Origin of the sequence: Alteromonas sp. 14N.309.X.WAT.G.H12 (assembly GCF_036697315.1) — a bacterium.
GTDB lineage: Bacteria > Pseudomonadota > Gammaproteobacteria > Enterobacterales > Alteromonadaceae > Alteromonas.
In genome coordinates, this window is sequence record NZ_JBAHZB010000015.1 from 26,453 (window position 1) to 43,025 (window position 16,573).

Below are 16,573 nucleotides of genomic sequence, written 5' to 3' on the forward strand. Positions count from 1 at the left end.
TATGGCAAAAGCACCTACTCGTACTACGCGTAAACGCGCTAAACGTCAGGTTGCAGACGGAATGGCTCATATCCATGCGTCTTTCAACAACACTATTGTGACTATTACTGACCGTCAGGGTAACGCTCTGGCATGGGCAACGTCAGGTGGTTCAGGTTTCCGTGGTTCACGTAAATCTACACCATTTGCTGCTCAGGTAGCTGCTGAGCGCGCTGGTGTCGCTGCTCAGGATTACGGTCTGAAAAACCTTGAAGTTTTCGTTAAAGGTCCAGGTCCAGGCCGTGAGTCTGCGATCCGTGCACTTAACGCAACTGGTTATAAGATCACAAACATTACCGATGTGACGCCTATTCCTCACAACGGTTGTCGTCCACCGAAAAAACGTCGCGTTTAATCGCCGGACAGTTGGAGAAAGATCATGGCAAGATATTTGGGTCCAAAACTCAAACTTAGCCGTCGCGAAGGAACAGACCTGTTCCTAAAAAGCGGCGTTCGCGCAATCGATTCTAAATGTAAAATCGATAATGCGCCTGGTCAGCATGGTGCCCGTCGTGGCCGTTTGTCTGATTACGGTGTACAGCTGCGTGAAAAACAAAAAGTTCGTCGTATGTACGGCGTTCTGGAAAAGCAATTCCGTAACTACTACAAAGAAGCTGCGCGTCTTAAAGGCAACACCGGTGAAAACCTGTTGCAATTATTAGAGCAGCGTCTTGATAACGTAGTATACCGGATGGGATTCGCTAGTACGCGTGCTGAAGCACGTCAGCTGGTTAGCCACAAGGCGATCATGGTAAATGGTCAAGTTGTGAATATTCCATCTTTTAACGTTTCTGCCGAAGACGTGGTTTCTGTTCGTGAAAAAGCTAAAAAGCAAGCGCGTATTGTTGCTGCTTTAGAACTGGCTGACCAACGTGAGAAGCCAACCTGGATTGAAGTAGACAGCACTAAAATGGAAGGCACTTTCAAGCGCGTTCCAGAAAGAACTGACCTGTCTGCGGAAATTAACGAACAGTTGATCGTCGAACTTTACTCTAAGTAAAGATAACTAAAGAGGAAGCATTGTGGGTTCTGTGACTGAATTCCTGAAACCGAGATTAGTTGAGATCGAAAACGTTTCTCCTACTCGTGCCAAAGTAACTTTGGAACCCCTAGAGCGCGGCTTTGGCCACACTCTGGGTAACGCCCTTCGCCGCATTTTGCTGTCATCCATGCCAGGATGTGCGGTAACAGAGGTTGAAATTGACGGCGTATTACACGAGTACAGCACCAAAGAAGGTGTGCAGGAAGATGTAATCGAAATCCTCCTGAATCTCAAAGGTTTAGCGGTTCGCCTTGAAGGTAAAACTGAGGCAACCCTAACAATAGTGAAATCTGGCGCTGGCCCTGTTGTTGCTGGTGATATTCAGCATGACGGTGATGTAGAGATTGTTAACCCGGACCATGTCATTTGTACTTTGACTGGCGAAGCTGAAATCAGCATGCGTATCAAAGTTGAAACGGCTCGCGGTTATGTTCCTGCTGCTACTCGTCGCTCCTCCGAAGAAGATGATCGTCCAATTGGTCGTTTGTTAGTTGATGCTTCATTCAGCCCAGTTGAACGTATTGCTTATTCTGTTGAGTCTGCACGTGTTGAACAGCGCACAGACTTGGACAAACTCATCATCGACATGGAAACAAATGGTACCTTGGATCCTGAAGAAGCGATCCGCCGCGCAGCCACTATTTTGGCTGAGCAATTAGATGCCTTTGTTGATTTACGTGACGTTTCTGAACCTGTTCAGAAAGAAGAGAAGCCGGAATTTGATCCTATTCTCCTACGTCCTGTAGATGATCTGGAATTGACAGTGCGTTCTGCAAACTGTTTGAAAGCAGAAGCTATCCAGTACATTGGTGACCTGGTTCAGCGTACTGAGGTTGAGTTACTTAAAACGCCTAACCTTGGTAAGAAATCGCTAACTGAAATCAAAGACGTGTTAGCCTCTCGTGGACTTTCTTTAGGCATGCGCCTAGAAAACTGGCCACCAGAGAGCATCGCTGAGAAAGATTAATCAGGTTTTTATCAAACTGATTTGTAGAGAAGGATAAAACTATGCGCCATCGTAAGAGTGGTCGTCAGTTGAATCGCAACAGCAGCCATCGTCAAGCTATGTTTAAAAACATGGCCGGCTCCTTGGTCAAGCACGAAGTGATCAAAACGACGTTACCAAAAGCGAAAGAATTACGTCGCGTAATTGAGCCTTTAATCACACTGGCAAAACAAGACAGCGTTGCAAACCGCCGTCTGGCTATGGCCCGCACAGGTGATAAAGAGGTTGTAGGTAAACTGTTCAACGAGCTTGGTCCTCGTTACGAAGCTCGCCCAGGCGGATACACTCGCATTTTAAAATGCGGTTTCCGTGCCGGTGACAACGCCCCAATGGCGTTCATTGAACTTGTAGACCGTCCTGCTGAAGAAGTTTCTGAAGAAGAAGCGGAAGCAGTAGAAGAGTAAGAGATTACTTGAATAGAAAAAAGGCAGAGTGAATAACTCTGCCTTTTTTTATGGCTGTTATTATATTATCCTTCATCACCTATCTTTGCCCCTTGTATGAGGTTACCTAGCGAGTAACCAAAGCGAATACATATCAATGACTTTCCCTTGTAGACGGATAACGGATGAACGCGTTATCGATACGTTAAGCTGTCATAAAACGCACAAACACTAAGGTTCTTAACAAGATGAAAAAGAAGTTAATCATTCATGGTGGAATGCATAAAACTGGCACGTCTTCTATTCAGTTTTCATTGAATGCAAACAAGGCGCTACTTCAACAAAATGGTATCACTTTTCCGGAAGAAGGATTAGCGCGGGATAAAGAAGTTGGGTTTCGTCATCTTTATATAAGTAATATGTTGAAAAAACATGCATTTAATGCTGATACGTTTTTAGAAGTTGTGCATAGCTTGCTAGAATACGATGCCCATACCATCATTCTCACCCACGAAGATTTCTTTCGAAAAGATATCCATCCACAGGGCATAGCATTACTTGATGAATATTTTGAAATTAGTTTAGTCGTGTATGTAAAAGATCCTGTTAGGTACTTCAATGACAAATACAAAGAGTGGGTACGCAGACAAAATTGTACACTTGAAGCGGGTGAGTTTATTTTATCCCATCTCGATTACCTACATTGGCATCAAATTTTACCTATTTGGGAAAAAGTAATAGGCCGAAGCAATATTTTTATGAATGCCCTTTCCGGTGATGATCTCATTGGCGAATTTTATGGGCTTGTTAATAGCATCGCCCACAGCAACGTCAACATAGATGAACTGCTACAAGTTAAACGAGCGAATACAAGCTTAAGTAACTCGCAAATTCTGCTAATGCTTATAAACAACAGAGCTAAACCCAAACTCCCGAGTCATCTTTTTAATACCGCAGGAGGTATTACCAATGACACAGGTTTGGTTCTTAGTCATGAATGTGTTCGACAGATAAAAGCTAAAAGTTGGCATGCGCTTCACTATCTAAAAACAAAGTATGGTCTTAACATTGAGATACCACCTGTAGATCAATACGTGATCGACGAAAAATTCTCAGATATACAAACGCGAGCTCAGGCCCTTAATGTGCTGAGATCATTGGCTTCTGAGGTTTAAGTTTGGTGGTGATATTCTCGACACAGAGATAACTAAGTTGTCGGTTAATGGTTCAACGGGTTTAGCCTTTGTTTCTGTTTAAGGGCAAAATCACGCTGCAACTTTTATATTCGGCAAAGATAAAGAAAGTGTAAAGTTTTGTTAAACTCGGTAAACTAGATCGTCGACACGGACCATCCCGTCTGTAATCGCCCTATGCGGAGACAATATGCATAAAGCCATTGTGGTGGTGGTAGGAGATACCCCTCTTAACCTCTTAAATGACTTATTCAAACAAAATGCAATAAACACCACAGTTATTGATAGTGAGAATACTCAGGTAAATGATCTTAGTCATATCATTACCACCAACGAGGAAGCCCAGTGTTTTTTCCTCGCGAATGTACCATCTCCGAAAAAGATTTTGGACGCTGTTTCTGCAAGTGCTGAATCAGTTATTCTGCTTTATTGTTCACCCGTACGCAGTGTAAGCCACGTAACAGAGCAGTCTAGCGGTGCCGCAGAACCGCGCAAGATCATTTCTCGCTGGCAGCAAACGTTGTCTGAAGCCCTGTCAGTGGTACAAGAAAACAGCCATGTGTTATTGTGCGATTTAGACGACATTTTGGCCAATTCTGCCGCTTTTCTTACCGATGTGTTTAACATAAAACCCGGTGCGGACGTAAAAGCCAATACCTATGCGAAGCAACAGTTTTCCCATCACCTGGCGAACATACATTTGTTTGAACAAGACGATGTTTTTGCCTTATATGACGAAGCGCTTTCCATTGGCCAGCTGTACGGTGAATTTACTGTGCATTTGGGGCCTGATACGGATGACATCAAACAAAGCGCAGTAAAATCAGGTAAAGCTGTTCTGCAACAGTTCGTTGCGAATCATCAGAATATTCAAAATAAAACGCAACAAATTGAGAACTTAGCATCTCAGGTAGCCACATTACAAAGCGATGTTCAAAAGCGCCTTGAAGAGGTCGCCGCCGAAAAGCTGAAAATAGATCAGGCGAATCAGAAATTTAAGGACGAGCAAGCTAAGCAGACTGAACATATTCGTTCACTGACAGAGCAAATTGAATCCCTTCAGGAAACCAAACGAACGCTTGAGAAAAACATTGCTGAACTAAAGGTCGAGGTAGACGAAAGTAAGGCTCTTTCCACACAGCATAAAGAGAATTTTGATGCCTTACAAAAACAACTGGAAAGTACCAAACAAAATCTAAACGACGTACAGCAAGCCCGACAACAACTGACAGATAAGTATTCTAAGCTGGAAAAAGAACAGCAGAAGCTCAACTTAGAGTATAAAAAAGCCATGGATTCATTGGCTGTAAAAGAGGACGAACTAACTAGTCTACAAAGTCAGGTGCAACATGCTGAAGAAGCAAATCGCGTACTTAACCAGGAAAAAGCAGAGTTAACCGCTTCCCTGGAAACGAAGATTAAAGAACTTGAGCAGACTAAAGCCTCGTTATCAGCCCTGACGCCACTTCCCAAAGAACTTGCTAAGGTTAATGAACAATATGAATTAGCAATGCATCAGATTGCGCAGTTGCAGGAAGAACTGGAAACTACCGTTGCGGAACTAAATGAGTTAAAGCCACTGCCCGCAAAGGTTGAAGAACTATCTGATGCACTTCAGCAAGAAAAGCAACATGCCGAAGCGTTAGGTGCCGAAAGTGAATTGGCTGATTTACAGATTGCGCAATTGCAGGAAGAACTGGAAACAACGGTTGCGGAATTAAATCAATTAAAACCCCTGCCAGCAAAGGTTGAAGAACTAACCCATGCACTTCAGCAAGAAAAACTGCACGCTGAAGATGCAGAAGCGAAACACAAGCTAGCAGAGTTACAAATCTCACAATTACAAGAAGAGCTGGAAAGGTCGGTTGAAGATGCCGCAGAGCACAAAGCATTATTAACTAAAACCTCCGGAGACCTGGAGGAAGCAACAAAAGTTAATGAAACGCTTAAAACTACCAACCGCGAACTAGACAAGCGTGTAAATAGCCTAAACTTACAAGTAGAGGCTGCATTAACTTCGCAGAATCAAACGGAGCAGGCACTGATTACCGAGCTGCAGACGCAATTAGAACACCAAATAACGTCCACAGAAAAAGCAATAAAAGCCAAAAATAAATTGGCTAAGCAGCTACAAGTAGTAGAGGGTAATATGACAGATAAAAACTCATTCAACACGGCAGAACTAGAACTTGCTTCGTTACAAATTAGCCAGCTTCAGGAAGAATTAGAATATTACTATCAGGCATATCAAAACGTAAAAAACAAGGGAACAACAGTTACCACTATGGCAAAGCAGCGACAAAAAGTATTCTCGAAAGCCAACGCATCAGGTTTTGAAGTTACAGGTAAATATAGCGAAGACGGATATCGGGATATCCATCTGTTGCTAACTAACGTTCAATTAGGTAACGGTTCGTCATACAGTTCGCTACCTGTAAAATTGGTAAATGTTGGCGGATTTGTGGGTATTGAATTTCGCGATAATGACAGCGGCACGTTATTTCGGCATTTTGAAGATTCAACCGACGATTATGGGCCGTACCTGCGCTACTTTGCCAAAGCTCCAGAGGCTCAAAAGGAGCAACAGCAACGGATATTTAACCGTATGATAGCCAGTGAGCGGGTATTGGTGATGAGTACCATTACTTTGCTGGCAGAGTTGTTGCAAAACCAAAATATACCGTGTGCCGTACAAGTTGAACATAGTGAATGGCGGGACTGGCGTTTAGCCGCCATTGAGTTGGCAGAAGCTGTAGATGAACTTCCTGCTTGGTTAAGCTTCGACAATGTAACGTTAAAAGAAGAATATCGCACCGAAGGATACGAGCACCTATGGTTATCGTTTGATCATGTTTTAGTGGGTGACAACTACCAGGAATGTTTAGAACTTAAAATAGCGGCGAACAACGTGGCCGATGGCGAAAACCCTTTTAGTCGGGATATTGCTTTAGAGTTCCGTGCGCTTAATGACGGCACCGTACCTTTACTGACCTGGCCACCGGAAACTAGCGATGAATTTGGGCCTAAACTTGTCATGCCGTTAAATGATCTAGCGGGCGTTAGTCAGTTTGCCTCTCCAGACAGAAATCTAATAACACACCTAGTGAATAACCTGCCCAGTATTATTGAAAAACTACAGGTTGAACAGTCTGCCATGACCCGGCCGAAGAGTGAGTGGATAGACGCTTCGGAATATGTACTGGGGAATGCAGCAGAAGCGAAGGATTCTGACGAACAGGAATCCCAAAACACAATTACTTTGGAAGAAGTAATTAGTATGGGAAGTTATCAGCACCTACTTTTTAGTAGCAATGCGGATAACACCAAAGTAAAGCTGAAAGCCCAGAGCATTAATCCTGACACCTTTGATGCAGAGTTATACATCGAGCTTCGAAACGGAGCGCCTGATGTTATTTATTGTGATACCGAATTTTTTGGTGAAGATGAATATGGCCCAAGAGTTCAGGTACCTGCGGAAGTAATGTTTACGGAAATTCAAACACAACGCCAGGAACAATTTGAGTGGCTACTTGGTACGTATGAGCAAATTCGAGGTGAAATCGTTGGTAATAGCGAAATCGACGAGCTGATTAAACGTTTATGGGTGAACCTTATAACGAGAAAAGAAGAGATTTCAGCCGTCTAATTGAGAGTTGGTAAGCTAACATAAAGATACCCGATTATAGTAAATAAATTGTCTTATGGAAATAACTTAAAATGACTTCTAATCTACCCAAGCTATTGCAAAATATAAAAAAACCGCTTGGTATGATACTGCATATAGGTGCCGGTACAGGTTCACATTTAAATGGCTTAGCGCAGTTAGAGCCGAGAAGTATTACTCTTGTAGAGGCATCAAATTCGTTGCATGCGCAATTAAGTAGAAAAATAAAAAAGTTTCATAATGTTGTTGTGCTAAAGCATTGGGTAGTTGCTGCGGGGAAAATTACAGAAGAAGCAAATCTATTCAGTAATCCAAGGTATAATTCATTAAGTAAACCTAATGACCTAAAATCGAAACTGCCAAACGTTAATTTAGAAAGTGTTTTAGTAGTAAAAGGAAAACCTATTGACGAACTTGTTAATTCGCTAGAATTAAATATAGACGAGGCAAATATATTAATATTATCAGTTTTAGGTTATGAAACTATTTTGATTGATAGCCTTCCTAGCGAGATAGTTGAAAAGTTTGAATATATAATAATAGAAACTCCGAAAAAGGTTTCTTATGAGAAACAATGGGATTCTGATAGGAAAATAGAAAGTTTTATAAGTGTTGACTTAGATGCATACACACAAGATAGTGATGATGTAATTACTTATTTTTTCAAGGTTAATCATCAATATATTAATGCCAAAAATAAGGTATTTCTTATACAGAAAGAGTTAGATTTTTCAAAAAGTGTTATTGATGAAATTGAAAAAAAATTAGATGAGGCAAATGATTTAAACGGTCAACTTAGTTCTGATTTTCAAGTCTATAAAACAGAAGCGGAAAAAGAAAAGTCTGATTTAGATGAAAAAGTTGAAAAAATTATTTTATCACTAAAATGCGCTAATAAAGAGCGAGAAGAGTTGATCGCAAAGAAAAAGAGTTTAGAAAGTGATGTAGAAAAGTTGAAGTTACAGCAGACTAAATCACGTAATTGGGCAAAGAGTTTGGAAGAAGAAAGAGAGCAATTACGTGAAGATAAAAAGCGCCTTGAAGCTGAATTAAGTTTAAGTAGTCAAAATTTAACTTCTATTAAGTCGAGCCATTCCGAAATCCTTAGACAATTTACAACACAGGAAAAAACGCTAGAGCTTTCTGTGAAGTCGAATCTAAAATTAGAAGAAGAAAATAGACAACTCAGAGAAGATATTAAAGCTAAGGTGGCTCAAGAAAATAAGCTAATGATATTAATAGAAAAGTTATATAGTGCTTTAAATGAATCAAATGATTTATTAAAAAAACTGTGCAACGAGGATAGCACCGAATCCTCTCAAGGTCATTCAGATGATTAAACAGCCTACCGATAATATAAAAAGTTTGATAGAACGAAATATTAAATTATTAGAAGGTATACCAGAAAGCCTGCTCTCCCAAAAATCGAAAGAAAGAGCAATTAAGAATAGCGCTCGAGTAACTACTGAGGTAGATGATTTTTGTGCGCGTATAATCGCAACGAAGAGGCGACAAAAACTAATACGGTCTGTTCATCATTTTGCTTGTAGTGGAGGTTCTTTAATTTCAAAAAGCTTAGATGCAATGCCTTCAGTTAGATTGCTAAGCGAACTTCATCCGCTTGCTCGGAAGCATCTTCAGCTTGCAAATCATAAGTTTACACCATCTGACGTAGTTTCATGTGCTTACTATGCAAAAATGACTGGTTTGGAGAGTTTATCTTTAAAAATAATGGAGGCATCAGTTAAAATTGCAATTGATCATGCATATTCAAATAGTGAGTTCCTTATCTTTCGCGAACATAGTCATACTGATTTCTGTGTTGGCTCTGTAGCTTTAAATACGCGTTTTTTTGAAAGAATTAGTGATAAAGACTATCCTTCTATATCCATAGCTACAGTTAGAAACCCCATTGATAGCTATTTGTCATTGAATAAAAATAAGTGGGTTCACTTTACACCTCCAACTTTTGATGAATACTGTAAACGTCTTAACCTTTTTCTATCAGGCTTCGGCGATGATAATATTTTCTTTTATGAATCGTTTCTCAAACATCCTCAGATAGTTATGAAAAAAATATGTGAGATATTGGAAGTTCCATTCAGTGCAACATTTGTAGATACATACGATACAAGAACTATAACTGGAGATAGCGGTAGAGGAGCAGATCGCATTATTCAACTTAAAAGAAGGGAGATTTCTCCAGAATATATCGACGAAATAAATTGTTCTGAAGAATTTAAAAAATTTTTAAGACGATTCAAATTTTATAAAGAAAGAACAGTGAGTCTTTAATAATGAATTTCTATCATATAATCAACCCTTATAAAGTCGATGAGAGTTCATCTGCCTTTTTAGAACAAAATAAAACTCTTGATTCCATATTTTCTGCAATTGATTATACAAGCGTTAGTACAAAAGTAACTATAGTAATGAAAGTGTCAGAATCTGACTTTGACTACTTTAATAAACTTTATAGTAACAATAGAAACGTTAAGATATTGAAACTTAAAACAGATTCAAGCGAAATCTTGCCCCCATTTCGAGTAAAACGTCAACTACCGTTATTAAATGATTTACTGGATCTAAGTTCGCTAGAATCGGAAGTGAAAGATGATGATTTAGTTGTTGTTACTAATATGGATATCTGTGTACAGCCTTTTTTTTACATGGAACTTCTTAGAATTAATAATACTGGCAAAGATATTTTTGTGGTTAATAGAAGAACGATTCCCAAAGAACTCATCAATAAAAGTTTAGTTGAAGCATATGTATCTGAGGGGGATAAACACATAGGACATGATTGCTTCGTATTCCCAATATTAGCACTAAGAAAATTTGATATCAGAGAACATATCTTAGGAATCGGTTTCGTTTTTAGGCCATTTCTTTTAAATTGTATTCTCCACGCTAAAAACTTTGCAGAGTTCGATGATGCATATCTAACTTTTCATTATGGGGATGATATGCTTTGGAAAAATGAGAAATTTAATGATTATCTTGAGCATAACAAAAATAAACTTATAGACGTATATAAAGCAAATGAAAAGCGTATATCTGTGGCAAAAAAGGATCCTGCCAAAAAGGCATGGCTAGATAAATTTTTCAGTTTTGACTTTTTAGAGTAATTATTATGTTCAATTTAAGGAAAGAATTGGAAAAAGACTATGGTAGCCACAGATCAGGTTGGTCTTATGCTATTAGTTGTCTCGATGAGTATCACGATGAACACGGCCCTGAATTCATTAGTTTCGTGGAAAAAAAGTTTGTGTTCGGAGCTGATAAAGGGGATATCAATAATCATTTTGAACCTATCAAAAAACCGTGGGTCGGTGTAGTACACTGCCCAGTAAATGTACCAGTTTGGTTTAATAGAAAAAATTCTCCCGAAAGCTATTTTGAAACAAAGGAATTTAAAAAAGCCTTGGAATATTGTGTCGGTTTGGTGTCTTTATCCTCGCCCTTATCTGATTGGCTTGCTAATAGAGTAAATGTTCCTGTTTCTACACTATTACACCCAACCGAAAGCTGTGCTTTAAAGTTTAACGAATCAATACTAATGAACGATAAACCGCTAAGAGTTGTTCAACTTGGATTTTGGTTAAGAAAATTGCATGGAATTCACCAACTAAATTTAGATTGTACAGACTTTATAAAGTGCGCCGTCGGATCTTCTAGGCCTCACCAACTTAAATTAGTTAATTTAGAAAAACAAATATTTAACTTTCAGTTTAGTAAAAATGAAGTTCAACAAGTTGGTTTCTTGGAAAATATTCAATACGACGAGTTATTAGCTAACTCAATTGTATACGTAGATTTTTATGATACTAGCGCGAATAATGCCATAATAGAATGTGTTGTAAGAGGAACTCCTATATTGTGCCCACCACTGAAGGCAATTGTTGATTATTTGGGGGCGGATTATCCTTTATACTTCAACAATAAAGAAGAAGCTGAACATTTACTAAAGGATAGAGACCAGCTATTGAAAGGTAGTCGTTATTTGAAAGAAAGCGGGATTTCTAATCATTTAACACTAGATACGTTTAAAAGTCACTTTAAAACTATAGACTATGTAGGGTAATTGCCGTGAGTGCAGTAGAGAGTTTAATTAAAAATGAAAGATATTTAGGAGCCCTTTCGTTCCTACTTAAACCTAAATTTCTAGAGGATTTTCCCGATGCACTGAATTATTGTTGTTTACTGATTGAGGCTACAAACGCAAGAAAATCCTGTTCTATGCTATTTGACAGCATATTACTTGAAAAAATATATAGCTGTTTTAGCGAAGCATTAAATAGATTTTCGAATCAGGATGTTTATAAGTTCTTGAAACTAATAGACGACAAAAATATTTTTGCTTTAGCTAAACCATTTTTAGTGAAAACAGATTTTAGGCTTGAAGTTATAGACTCTATTTCGGATTACGAGTATGCGTTATCAACTATAGCTTTTAATATTACCGTCGATGACCAAAAACTAGAAAGTCTTACTATTGATCAACTAAGAAAATTAGGTGAGATTGCTGAACAGTACTTAGACTACGACAAGGCTCTACTTTACGGTAATATGGCACTTAAAAATGCTCATCATCCTTTTTGGGATTTTCATTTTGTAGCTCTTCAATATAGTCGCTTAGGGAATATAGAGAAATCTTTTGAAATTTATAAGGAATTTCTTTATGTAGCTATAGAGAAAGGAAATGAAAATGCAATCAAAACGGGTTATATCCGTTATTTAGAATGTTGTCAGCAGCTTTCTATTGATATTGAGGAAATTCAAAAGGTCGAGGAACGTATTCCTTTACATATAGCTCAGATTCAAGAAGTTAAAGCTACAAAACAAGAGTTTTTAGATATTATAGATTTCAAAAAATATCTTAATGACACTAAGAATAAATATGATCGGAAAGTCGGCTTCAGGCCGTTACACTCAGTTAGTAAAATATTTGATGAAATCAATCGATTAACTAAAGAAGTTAAAATTAGGCCAAACTACGAAGCATTTTATGAATTATATAAGTATTTTTCTGTTGTTGGTGACATAGCTAATGCAAAAAAATATCTTCAACTGGCCGAAGATTTTAACTATTTCCTGTTTAGAAAGTATAAGTTGTGAATTTAAGTAAGTTAGATAGTATTTTAGTTACAGGTTTTTTTAGAACCGGAAGTACTTTAATATTCTCGGCGCTACGCCAGTGCCCAGATCTTCAAGTCTTTTATGAACCATACCACCCAGATATCGTCGATTATGTTATCGCCTGTCAAAATGGGAAAGCGACAGCAGACCGTGCAAGGCTTGGACATACCGTGGAAGGAGATTATTTTGAAGAGTACCGTAATATTGATATAGATCATATGCAGAACTTCTTTAACAAGGAAGCTAGAACGCTTCATCATCCGATTTTGGAAGCAACTTCAAGCAAGCCTGATTTATTTAATTATGTTGATTTTCTTCATAATTGCGCTAAGGAATCTGGTAAGATTCCTGTCTTACAGGCGAATAGATTTAATTTATGTTTGAGTTGGTTTAGCGCTCGTTTTCCTAATAATTATAATATATTGATTACAAGAAAGCCCAGACAGATATTTTACTCCTTAAAAAAGTTGGCCTTCAAGGAGGGTTTATCACTGAACTCCAATACGATTGGATTAGATTACTGGAATGTTCTTTCAATCTTCAATTCTCTTTGCTCTAGATATTCATTTATAGATGAGCTTTACAAAGGCTATTATTATAAACTTTGTTTTGTTGTCGAATGGATTAATAGAATCGAAAGTAATAAAGCTGACCTCGTATTACCCTATGAGTTCTTACCATGTAGCAGTACTAATACTGTAATAAAGACAATATTTAATTCTTTTTCGTGTAATACAGATATGATTTTAGATTATATTAGTAATAATTACTTCGAGCTTCCATGCATGGAAAAGTCAGAAGAACTGCTAGTAATAGAAAATACTGTTGAAGAGCAAATTAATGGACTTATTACTAAATATTTTCATGGTTTAATCGTTTGATATTTATTTATTATATTTTATGGGGTTTATTTTAGATTATGAAAGGGCGCGTTTTTTCAGACTTTGGATTGCCAGATAGGAAAATATTTCCTCCTGAATTAGTAAAAAAAGAAAATTTAGAATCATACTTAGAAAAAAGTGATGAAAAAACTTATTATTATGATATTTTTTCTTTTGGTAATTATTTTATAATAATTGCACCACCTTTAAGCTTCGATCAAATTGTCTATTTATATGGTCATTTCTTTTTTAAAAATAAAGTGGATGCAGAAAAATATTTTAGAAGTCACAAATCGGAAGTTTTAACAACTGAAGCCTATACAAGAATTCTAACTTGCTTGAAACCTAAAATAGACTTAACTAACGAAATATCGTCTCAAACTAGTAGGTTGGTTGAAATTTTAAGAAGTAATAAATTTAAGAATATTTCTTATACATTGCAACAGAATAATTCTCTAACTTGGATTGCTGATTGGGCTTCTTGGTGTGTTGATAAGTGTGGTTCAGATTTTGTAGTGATATATGATAATGCTTCTACTGAATATAAATCTTCTGATATAGCAAAAACGATTGAGAGAAAAGGAATCAATTGCTTTGTTATGGATGTACCATATAAATATGGTCCTGCTTGGGTTCCTTCAAATCCTTGGGGTTCTAAGCACATGTGGCTACAAAGGGCTTGTCTAGAGCATATTAGAAGTTTATGTAAATTATCTTCACTCGATCGAGAAGATGAAATATTAGTTTTAAACACGGATATTGATGAATTATTACATATTCCAAAAGGAAAAATGAATATTTTCGATGTTGTAAGAAAATATAAAATTGATGTGGCTCATTTCATGAGACTACCTGTTTATTTTAGTAAGCGTAGTGAAAACATTGATAGTATTAGCCATTTAGATCATGATTTAGTTAAAAAATCATTGAATCCGCAAGCTCCGAAAAACATTTTCAATGCTTCTTCTTTAGATCTAAGGTCAAGGATGCATCAGCATATAATCAATTCAGGTGATATAAATGCTGTCCAATTTATAGATGTTTTTGCGTCACACTGCATAGGAATAAACAGTGGCTGGAAGTATTTCACGGCTGAGATGAAAAACGGGTGGGTCGCTGGTAATTCTTTTTATGACTATGATTTAGTTAATGGACAAGAAGTCATTTCTTCTTTGGTCGATTTTTCAGATTCGTCTGATAATGCCTGGGATATTCAAGACAAATTAATTCGAAAAGAATATTATCCAGATTAAAATTTAGGTAGATTCTATGATTGTAAGTGATGAGAAAGAGTTTGTATTTATTCATAACCCAAAATGTGGTGGTACTACAGTTAGAGATAGTTTAAAAAAGTTCGATACTCACGCACATTGGTTTTGGGGACAAACAAAAATAAATGGGCTTACGGTTGATAAAGCGCATATGCCACTTTCAATTGTTAAAAACTATTTTCCTGAAGTGTATAAAGTTTTCAAAAATTATTTTGTGTTTGGTATAGTAAGAAACCCATATAAAAGAGTGATTTCTTCTTATAATGAAGTTTTTTTCAGAGATTTTGACGACGTTATGAATGGAATTAAATCTTTCGATTCCTATAAGGAAGAAATCAATTCTTTTATTTTTAATATTCGGCCAGAACAAATAAAGGGGTGGACCCAGAGTCATAGGCATTTCATTTTACAAAAGCACATGTTTTATATTGGTCGTAAAAGTCATTTTGATTTAGTTATTAAGCTAGAGGAAATCAATAGAGCTCCAAAGGTTTTGTCGATATTTTCAGAGAGTTTAGCATCTATCTCGGAAACTTGGGTAAAAAGAAAAAATGAAAGGCAAAAAGGTTCTATAGATTTAAGTATTGAGAATGTCCTAACTCCATCTTCAATAACAAAAATAGAACAGCTTTATTCTGAAGATTTTGACCTATTCGGTTATAATAAAATATCACTGTAGATAGCGGTGTAAAAGTGTACCTTGTACTCCGTAGTGTACTAAGCTCCATTAGCATATTCGTTCTTATGTTATTTATTAGTTAATAAGATAATTATCAAATGAAAAAAGCACTTATTACCGGTGTAACCGGCCAGGACGGCTCCTATTTAGCCGAATTGTTATTAGAAAAAGGATACGAAGTACACGGTATTAAGCGCCGTGCGTCTTTGTTTAATACAGAACGTGTGGATCATATTTATGAAGATCCCCATAACGAGAACCCCAAGTTTTTCCTGCATTACGGTGACCTGACGGACTCATCTAACTTAACCCGCATTATTCAGCAAGTGCAGCCAGATGAAGTGTATAACTTAGGCGCCCAATCGCATGTGGCCGTATCCTTTGAATCGCCGGAATATACAGCGGATGCCGATGCTATGGGTACACTACGTCTATTAGAAGCCATTCGCTTTTTAGGGTTAGAAAAGAAAACCCGCTTTTATCAGGCGTCCACTTCGGAACTGTATGGGTTAGTGCAGGAAATTCCTCAAAAAGAAACCACGCCTTTTTACCCCCGTTCACCTTATGCTGTAGCGAAAATGTATGCTTACTGGATTACGGTTAATTATCGTGAATCTTATGGTATGTATGCCTGTAACGGTATTCTGTTTAATCACGAATCCCCACGCCGTGGCGAAACTTTTGTTACACGCAAAATTACACGGGGTGTGTCTAACATTGCCCAAGGCCTAGAAAAATGCTTGTACCTGGGCAATATGGATGCCCTGCGTGACTGGGGTCATGCAAAAGACTATGTGCGTATGCAATGGATGATGCTGCAGCAGGAACAGGCAGAAGACTTTGTGATTGCCACAGGCAAACAAATCTCGGTACGGGAATTTGTGCGCATGAGTTGTGAAAATGCAGGTATTACCGTTGAATTCAGTGGTAAAGGTGTGGATGAAGAGGCTACTGTTGTTAAAGTGAATAACGACCTAGCACCTAGCGTAAAAGTTGGCGATGTTATCGTTAAGGTAGACCCTCGTTACTTCCGTCCCGCAGAAGTGGAAACCCTGCTTGGTGATCCTTCCAAAGCTAAAGAAAAGTTAGGCTGGGAGCCGGAAATTACCGTAGAAGAAATGTGTGCCGAAATGGTGGCATCTGACCTGGAAAAAGCCAAACAACATGCATTGCTTAAAAAGCATGGGTATTCTGTTGCAGTAGCGAAAGAGTAGAGATTTTCATTAAAATTTTTTATAAGGCGCTTTGTTTTATAGATTATAATTAATTTATTATT

The 16,573-nt window shown here is 37.8% G+C and carries 15 protein-coding genes; all 15 read left to right on the forward strand.

The window, feature by feature from the left end; genetic code table 11:
- The first annotated feature begins 1 nt into the window (after position 1).
- Positions 2-394, forward strand: a complete 393-nt coding sequence (rpsK, locus tag V5298_RS07080; RefSeq protein ID WP_070125761.1) for a 30S ribosomal protein S11 — start codon at positions 2-4, stop codon at positions 392-394.
- Positions 395-418: 24 nt separating this feature from the next.
- Entirely contained in the window at positions 419-1,039 is a 621-nt protein-coding gene (gene rpsD / locus V5298_RS07085) for a 30S ribosomal protein S4 (RefSeq protein WP_216026973.1), read from the forward strand.
- Positions 1,040-1,058: 19 nt separating this feature from the next.
- Complete coding sequence (locus tag V5298_RS07090; protein WP_216028320.1) at positions 1,059-2,048, forward strand: DNA-directed RNA polymerase subunit alpha; 990 nt, start codon at positions 1,059-1,061, stop codon at positions 2,046-2,048.
- Between the two features lie 41 nt (positions 2,049-2,089).
- Positions 2,090-2,491, forward strand: a complete 402-nt coding sequence (gene rplQ, locus V5298_RS07095; RefSeq protein ID WP_216028227.1) for a 50S ribosomal protein L17 — start codon at positions 2,090-2,092, stop codon at positions 2,489-2,491.
- Positions 2,492-2,718: 227 nt separating this feature from the next.
- Positions 2,719-3,645: a hypothetical protein gene (locus tag V5298_RS07100; RefSeq protein WP_332930761.1), complete on the forward strand. Its 927-nt coding sequence runs from the start codon at positions 2,719-2,721 to the stop codon at positions 3,643-3,645.
- 208 nt (positions 3,646-3,853) lie between these two features.
- Positions 3,854-7,309, forward strand: coding sequence for a hypothetical protein (locus V5298_RS07105; protein ID WP_332930762.1), 3,456 nt, complete (start codon positions 3,854-3,856; stop codon positions 7,307-7,309).
- Between the two features lie 71 nt (positions 7,310-7,380).
- Positions 7,381-8,667 carry a hypothetical protein gene (locus V5298_RS07110; protein ID WP_332930763.1) on the forward strand — a complete coding sequence of 429 codons (1,287 nt, stop codon included), beginning with the start codon at positions 7,381-7,383 and terminating at the stop codon, positions 8,665-8,667.
- Positions 8,660-9,622 carry a hypothetical protein gene (locus V5298_RS07115; RefSeq protein ID WP_332930764.1) on the forward strand — a complete coding sequence of 321 codons (963 nt, stop codon included), beginning with the start codon at positions 8,660-8,662 and terminating at the stop codon, positions 9,620-9,622. Before V5298_RS07110 ends, V5298_RS07115 begins: the two co-directional genes overlap by 8 nt.
- Before the next feature lie 2 nt (positions 9,623-9,624).
- Positions 9,625-10,455: a hypothetical protein gene (locus tag V5298_RS07120; RefSeq protein WP_332930765.1), complete on the forward strand. Its 831-nt coding sequence runs from the start codon at positions 9,625-9,627 to the stop codon at positions 10,453-10,455.
- 26 nt (positions 10,456-10,481) lie between these two features.
- Positions 10,482-11,411, forward strand: a complete 930-nt coding sequence (locus V5298_RS07125) for a hypothetical protein (protein ID WP_332930766.1) — start codon at positions 10,482-10,484, stop codon at positions 11,409-11,411.
- A gap of 5 nt (positions 11,412-11,416) precedes the next feature.
- Positions 11,417-12,445, forward strand: a complete 1,029-nt coding sequence (locus V5298_RS07130) for a hypothetical protein (protein WP_332930767.1) — start codon at positions 11,417-11,419, stop codon at positions 12,443-12,445.
- The gene (locus tag V5298_RS07135) at positions 12,442-13,347 is read left to right on the forward strand and encodes a sulfotransferase (RefSeq protein ID WP_332930768.1); all 906 of its coding nucleotides are present in this window, start codon (positions 12,442-12,444) and stop codon (positions 13,345-13,347) included. Before V5298_RS07130 ends, V5298_RS07135 begins: the two co-directional genes overlap by 4 nt.
- A gap of 38 nt (positions 13,348-13,385) precedes the next feature.
- Positions 13,386-14,600, forward strand: coding sequence for a hypothetical protein (locus tag V5298_RS07140; protein WP_332930769.1), 1,215 nt, complete (start codon positions 13,386-13,388; stop codon positions 14,598-14,600).
- A gap of 16 nt (positions 14,601-14,616) precedes the next feature.
- Positions 14,617-15,297: a sulfotransferase family 2 domain-containing protein gene (locus V5298_RS07145; RefSeq protein WP_332930770.1), complete on the forward strand. Its 681-nt coding sequence runs from the start codon at positions 14,617-14,619 to the stop codon at positions 15,295-15,297.
- A 98-nt stretch (positions 15,298-15,395) separates the two neighbouring features.
- Positions 15,396-16,511 (forward strand): GDP-mannose 4,6-dehydratase, encoded by a 1,116-nt coding sequence (gmd, locus tag V5298_RS07150; protein ID WP_332930771.1) that lies wholly within the window; start codon positions 15,396-15,398, stop codon positions 16,509-16,511.
- Positions 16,512-16,573 lie beyond the last annotated feature (62 nt).

What these genes read in the sequence shown, in the direction of transcription:
- V5298_RS07140 (WP_332930769.1), top strand. Translation starts at nt 13,386, where the DNA reads ATGAAAGGGCGCGTTTTTTCAGACTTTGGATTGCCAGATAGGAAAATA.
- rpsK (WP_070125761.1), top strand. Translation starts at nt 2, where the DNA reads ATGGCAAAAGCACCTACTCGTACTACGCGTAAACGCGCTAAACGTCAG.
- V5298_RS07115 (WP_332930764.1), top strand. Translation starts at nt 8,660, where the DNA reads ATGATTAAACAGCCTACCGATAATATAAAAAGTTTGATAGAACGAAAT.
- V5298_RS07110 (WP_332930763.1), top strand. Translation starts at nt 7,381, where the DNA reads ATGACTTCTAATCTACCCAAGCTATTGCAAAATATAAAAAAACCGCTT.
- V5298_RS07120 (WP_332930765.1), top strand. Translation starts at nt 9,625, where the DNA reads ATGAATTTCTATCATATAATCAACCCTTATAAAGTCGATGAGAGTTCA.
- V5298_RS07105 (WP_332930762.1), top strand. Translation starts at nt 3,854, where the DNA reads ATGCATAAAGCCATTGTGGTGGTGGTAGGAGATACCCCTCTTAACCTC.
- rpsD (WP_216026973.1), top strand. Translation starts at nt 419, where the DNA reads ATGGCAAGATATTTGGGTCCAAAACTCAAACTTAGCCGTCGCGAAGGA.
- V5298_RS07100 (WP_332930761.1), top strand. Translation starts at nt 2,719, where the DNA reads ATGAAAAAGAAGTTAATCATTCATGGTGGAATGCATAAAACTGGCACG.
- gmd (WP_332930771.1), top strand. Translation starts at nt 15,396, where the DNA reads ATGAAAAAAGCACTTATTACCGGTGTAACCGGCCAGGACGGCTCCTAT.
- rplQ (WP_216028227.1), top strand. Translation starts at nt 2,090, where the DNA reads ATGCGCCATCGTAAGAGTGGTCGTCAGTTGAATCGCAACAGCAGCCAT.
- V5298_RS07145 (WP_332930770.1), top strand. Translation starts at nt 14,617, where the DNA reads ATGATTGTAAGTGATGAGAAAGAGTTTGTATTTATTCATAACCCAAAA.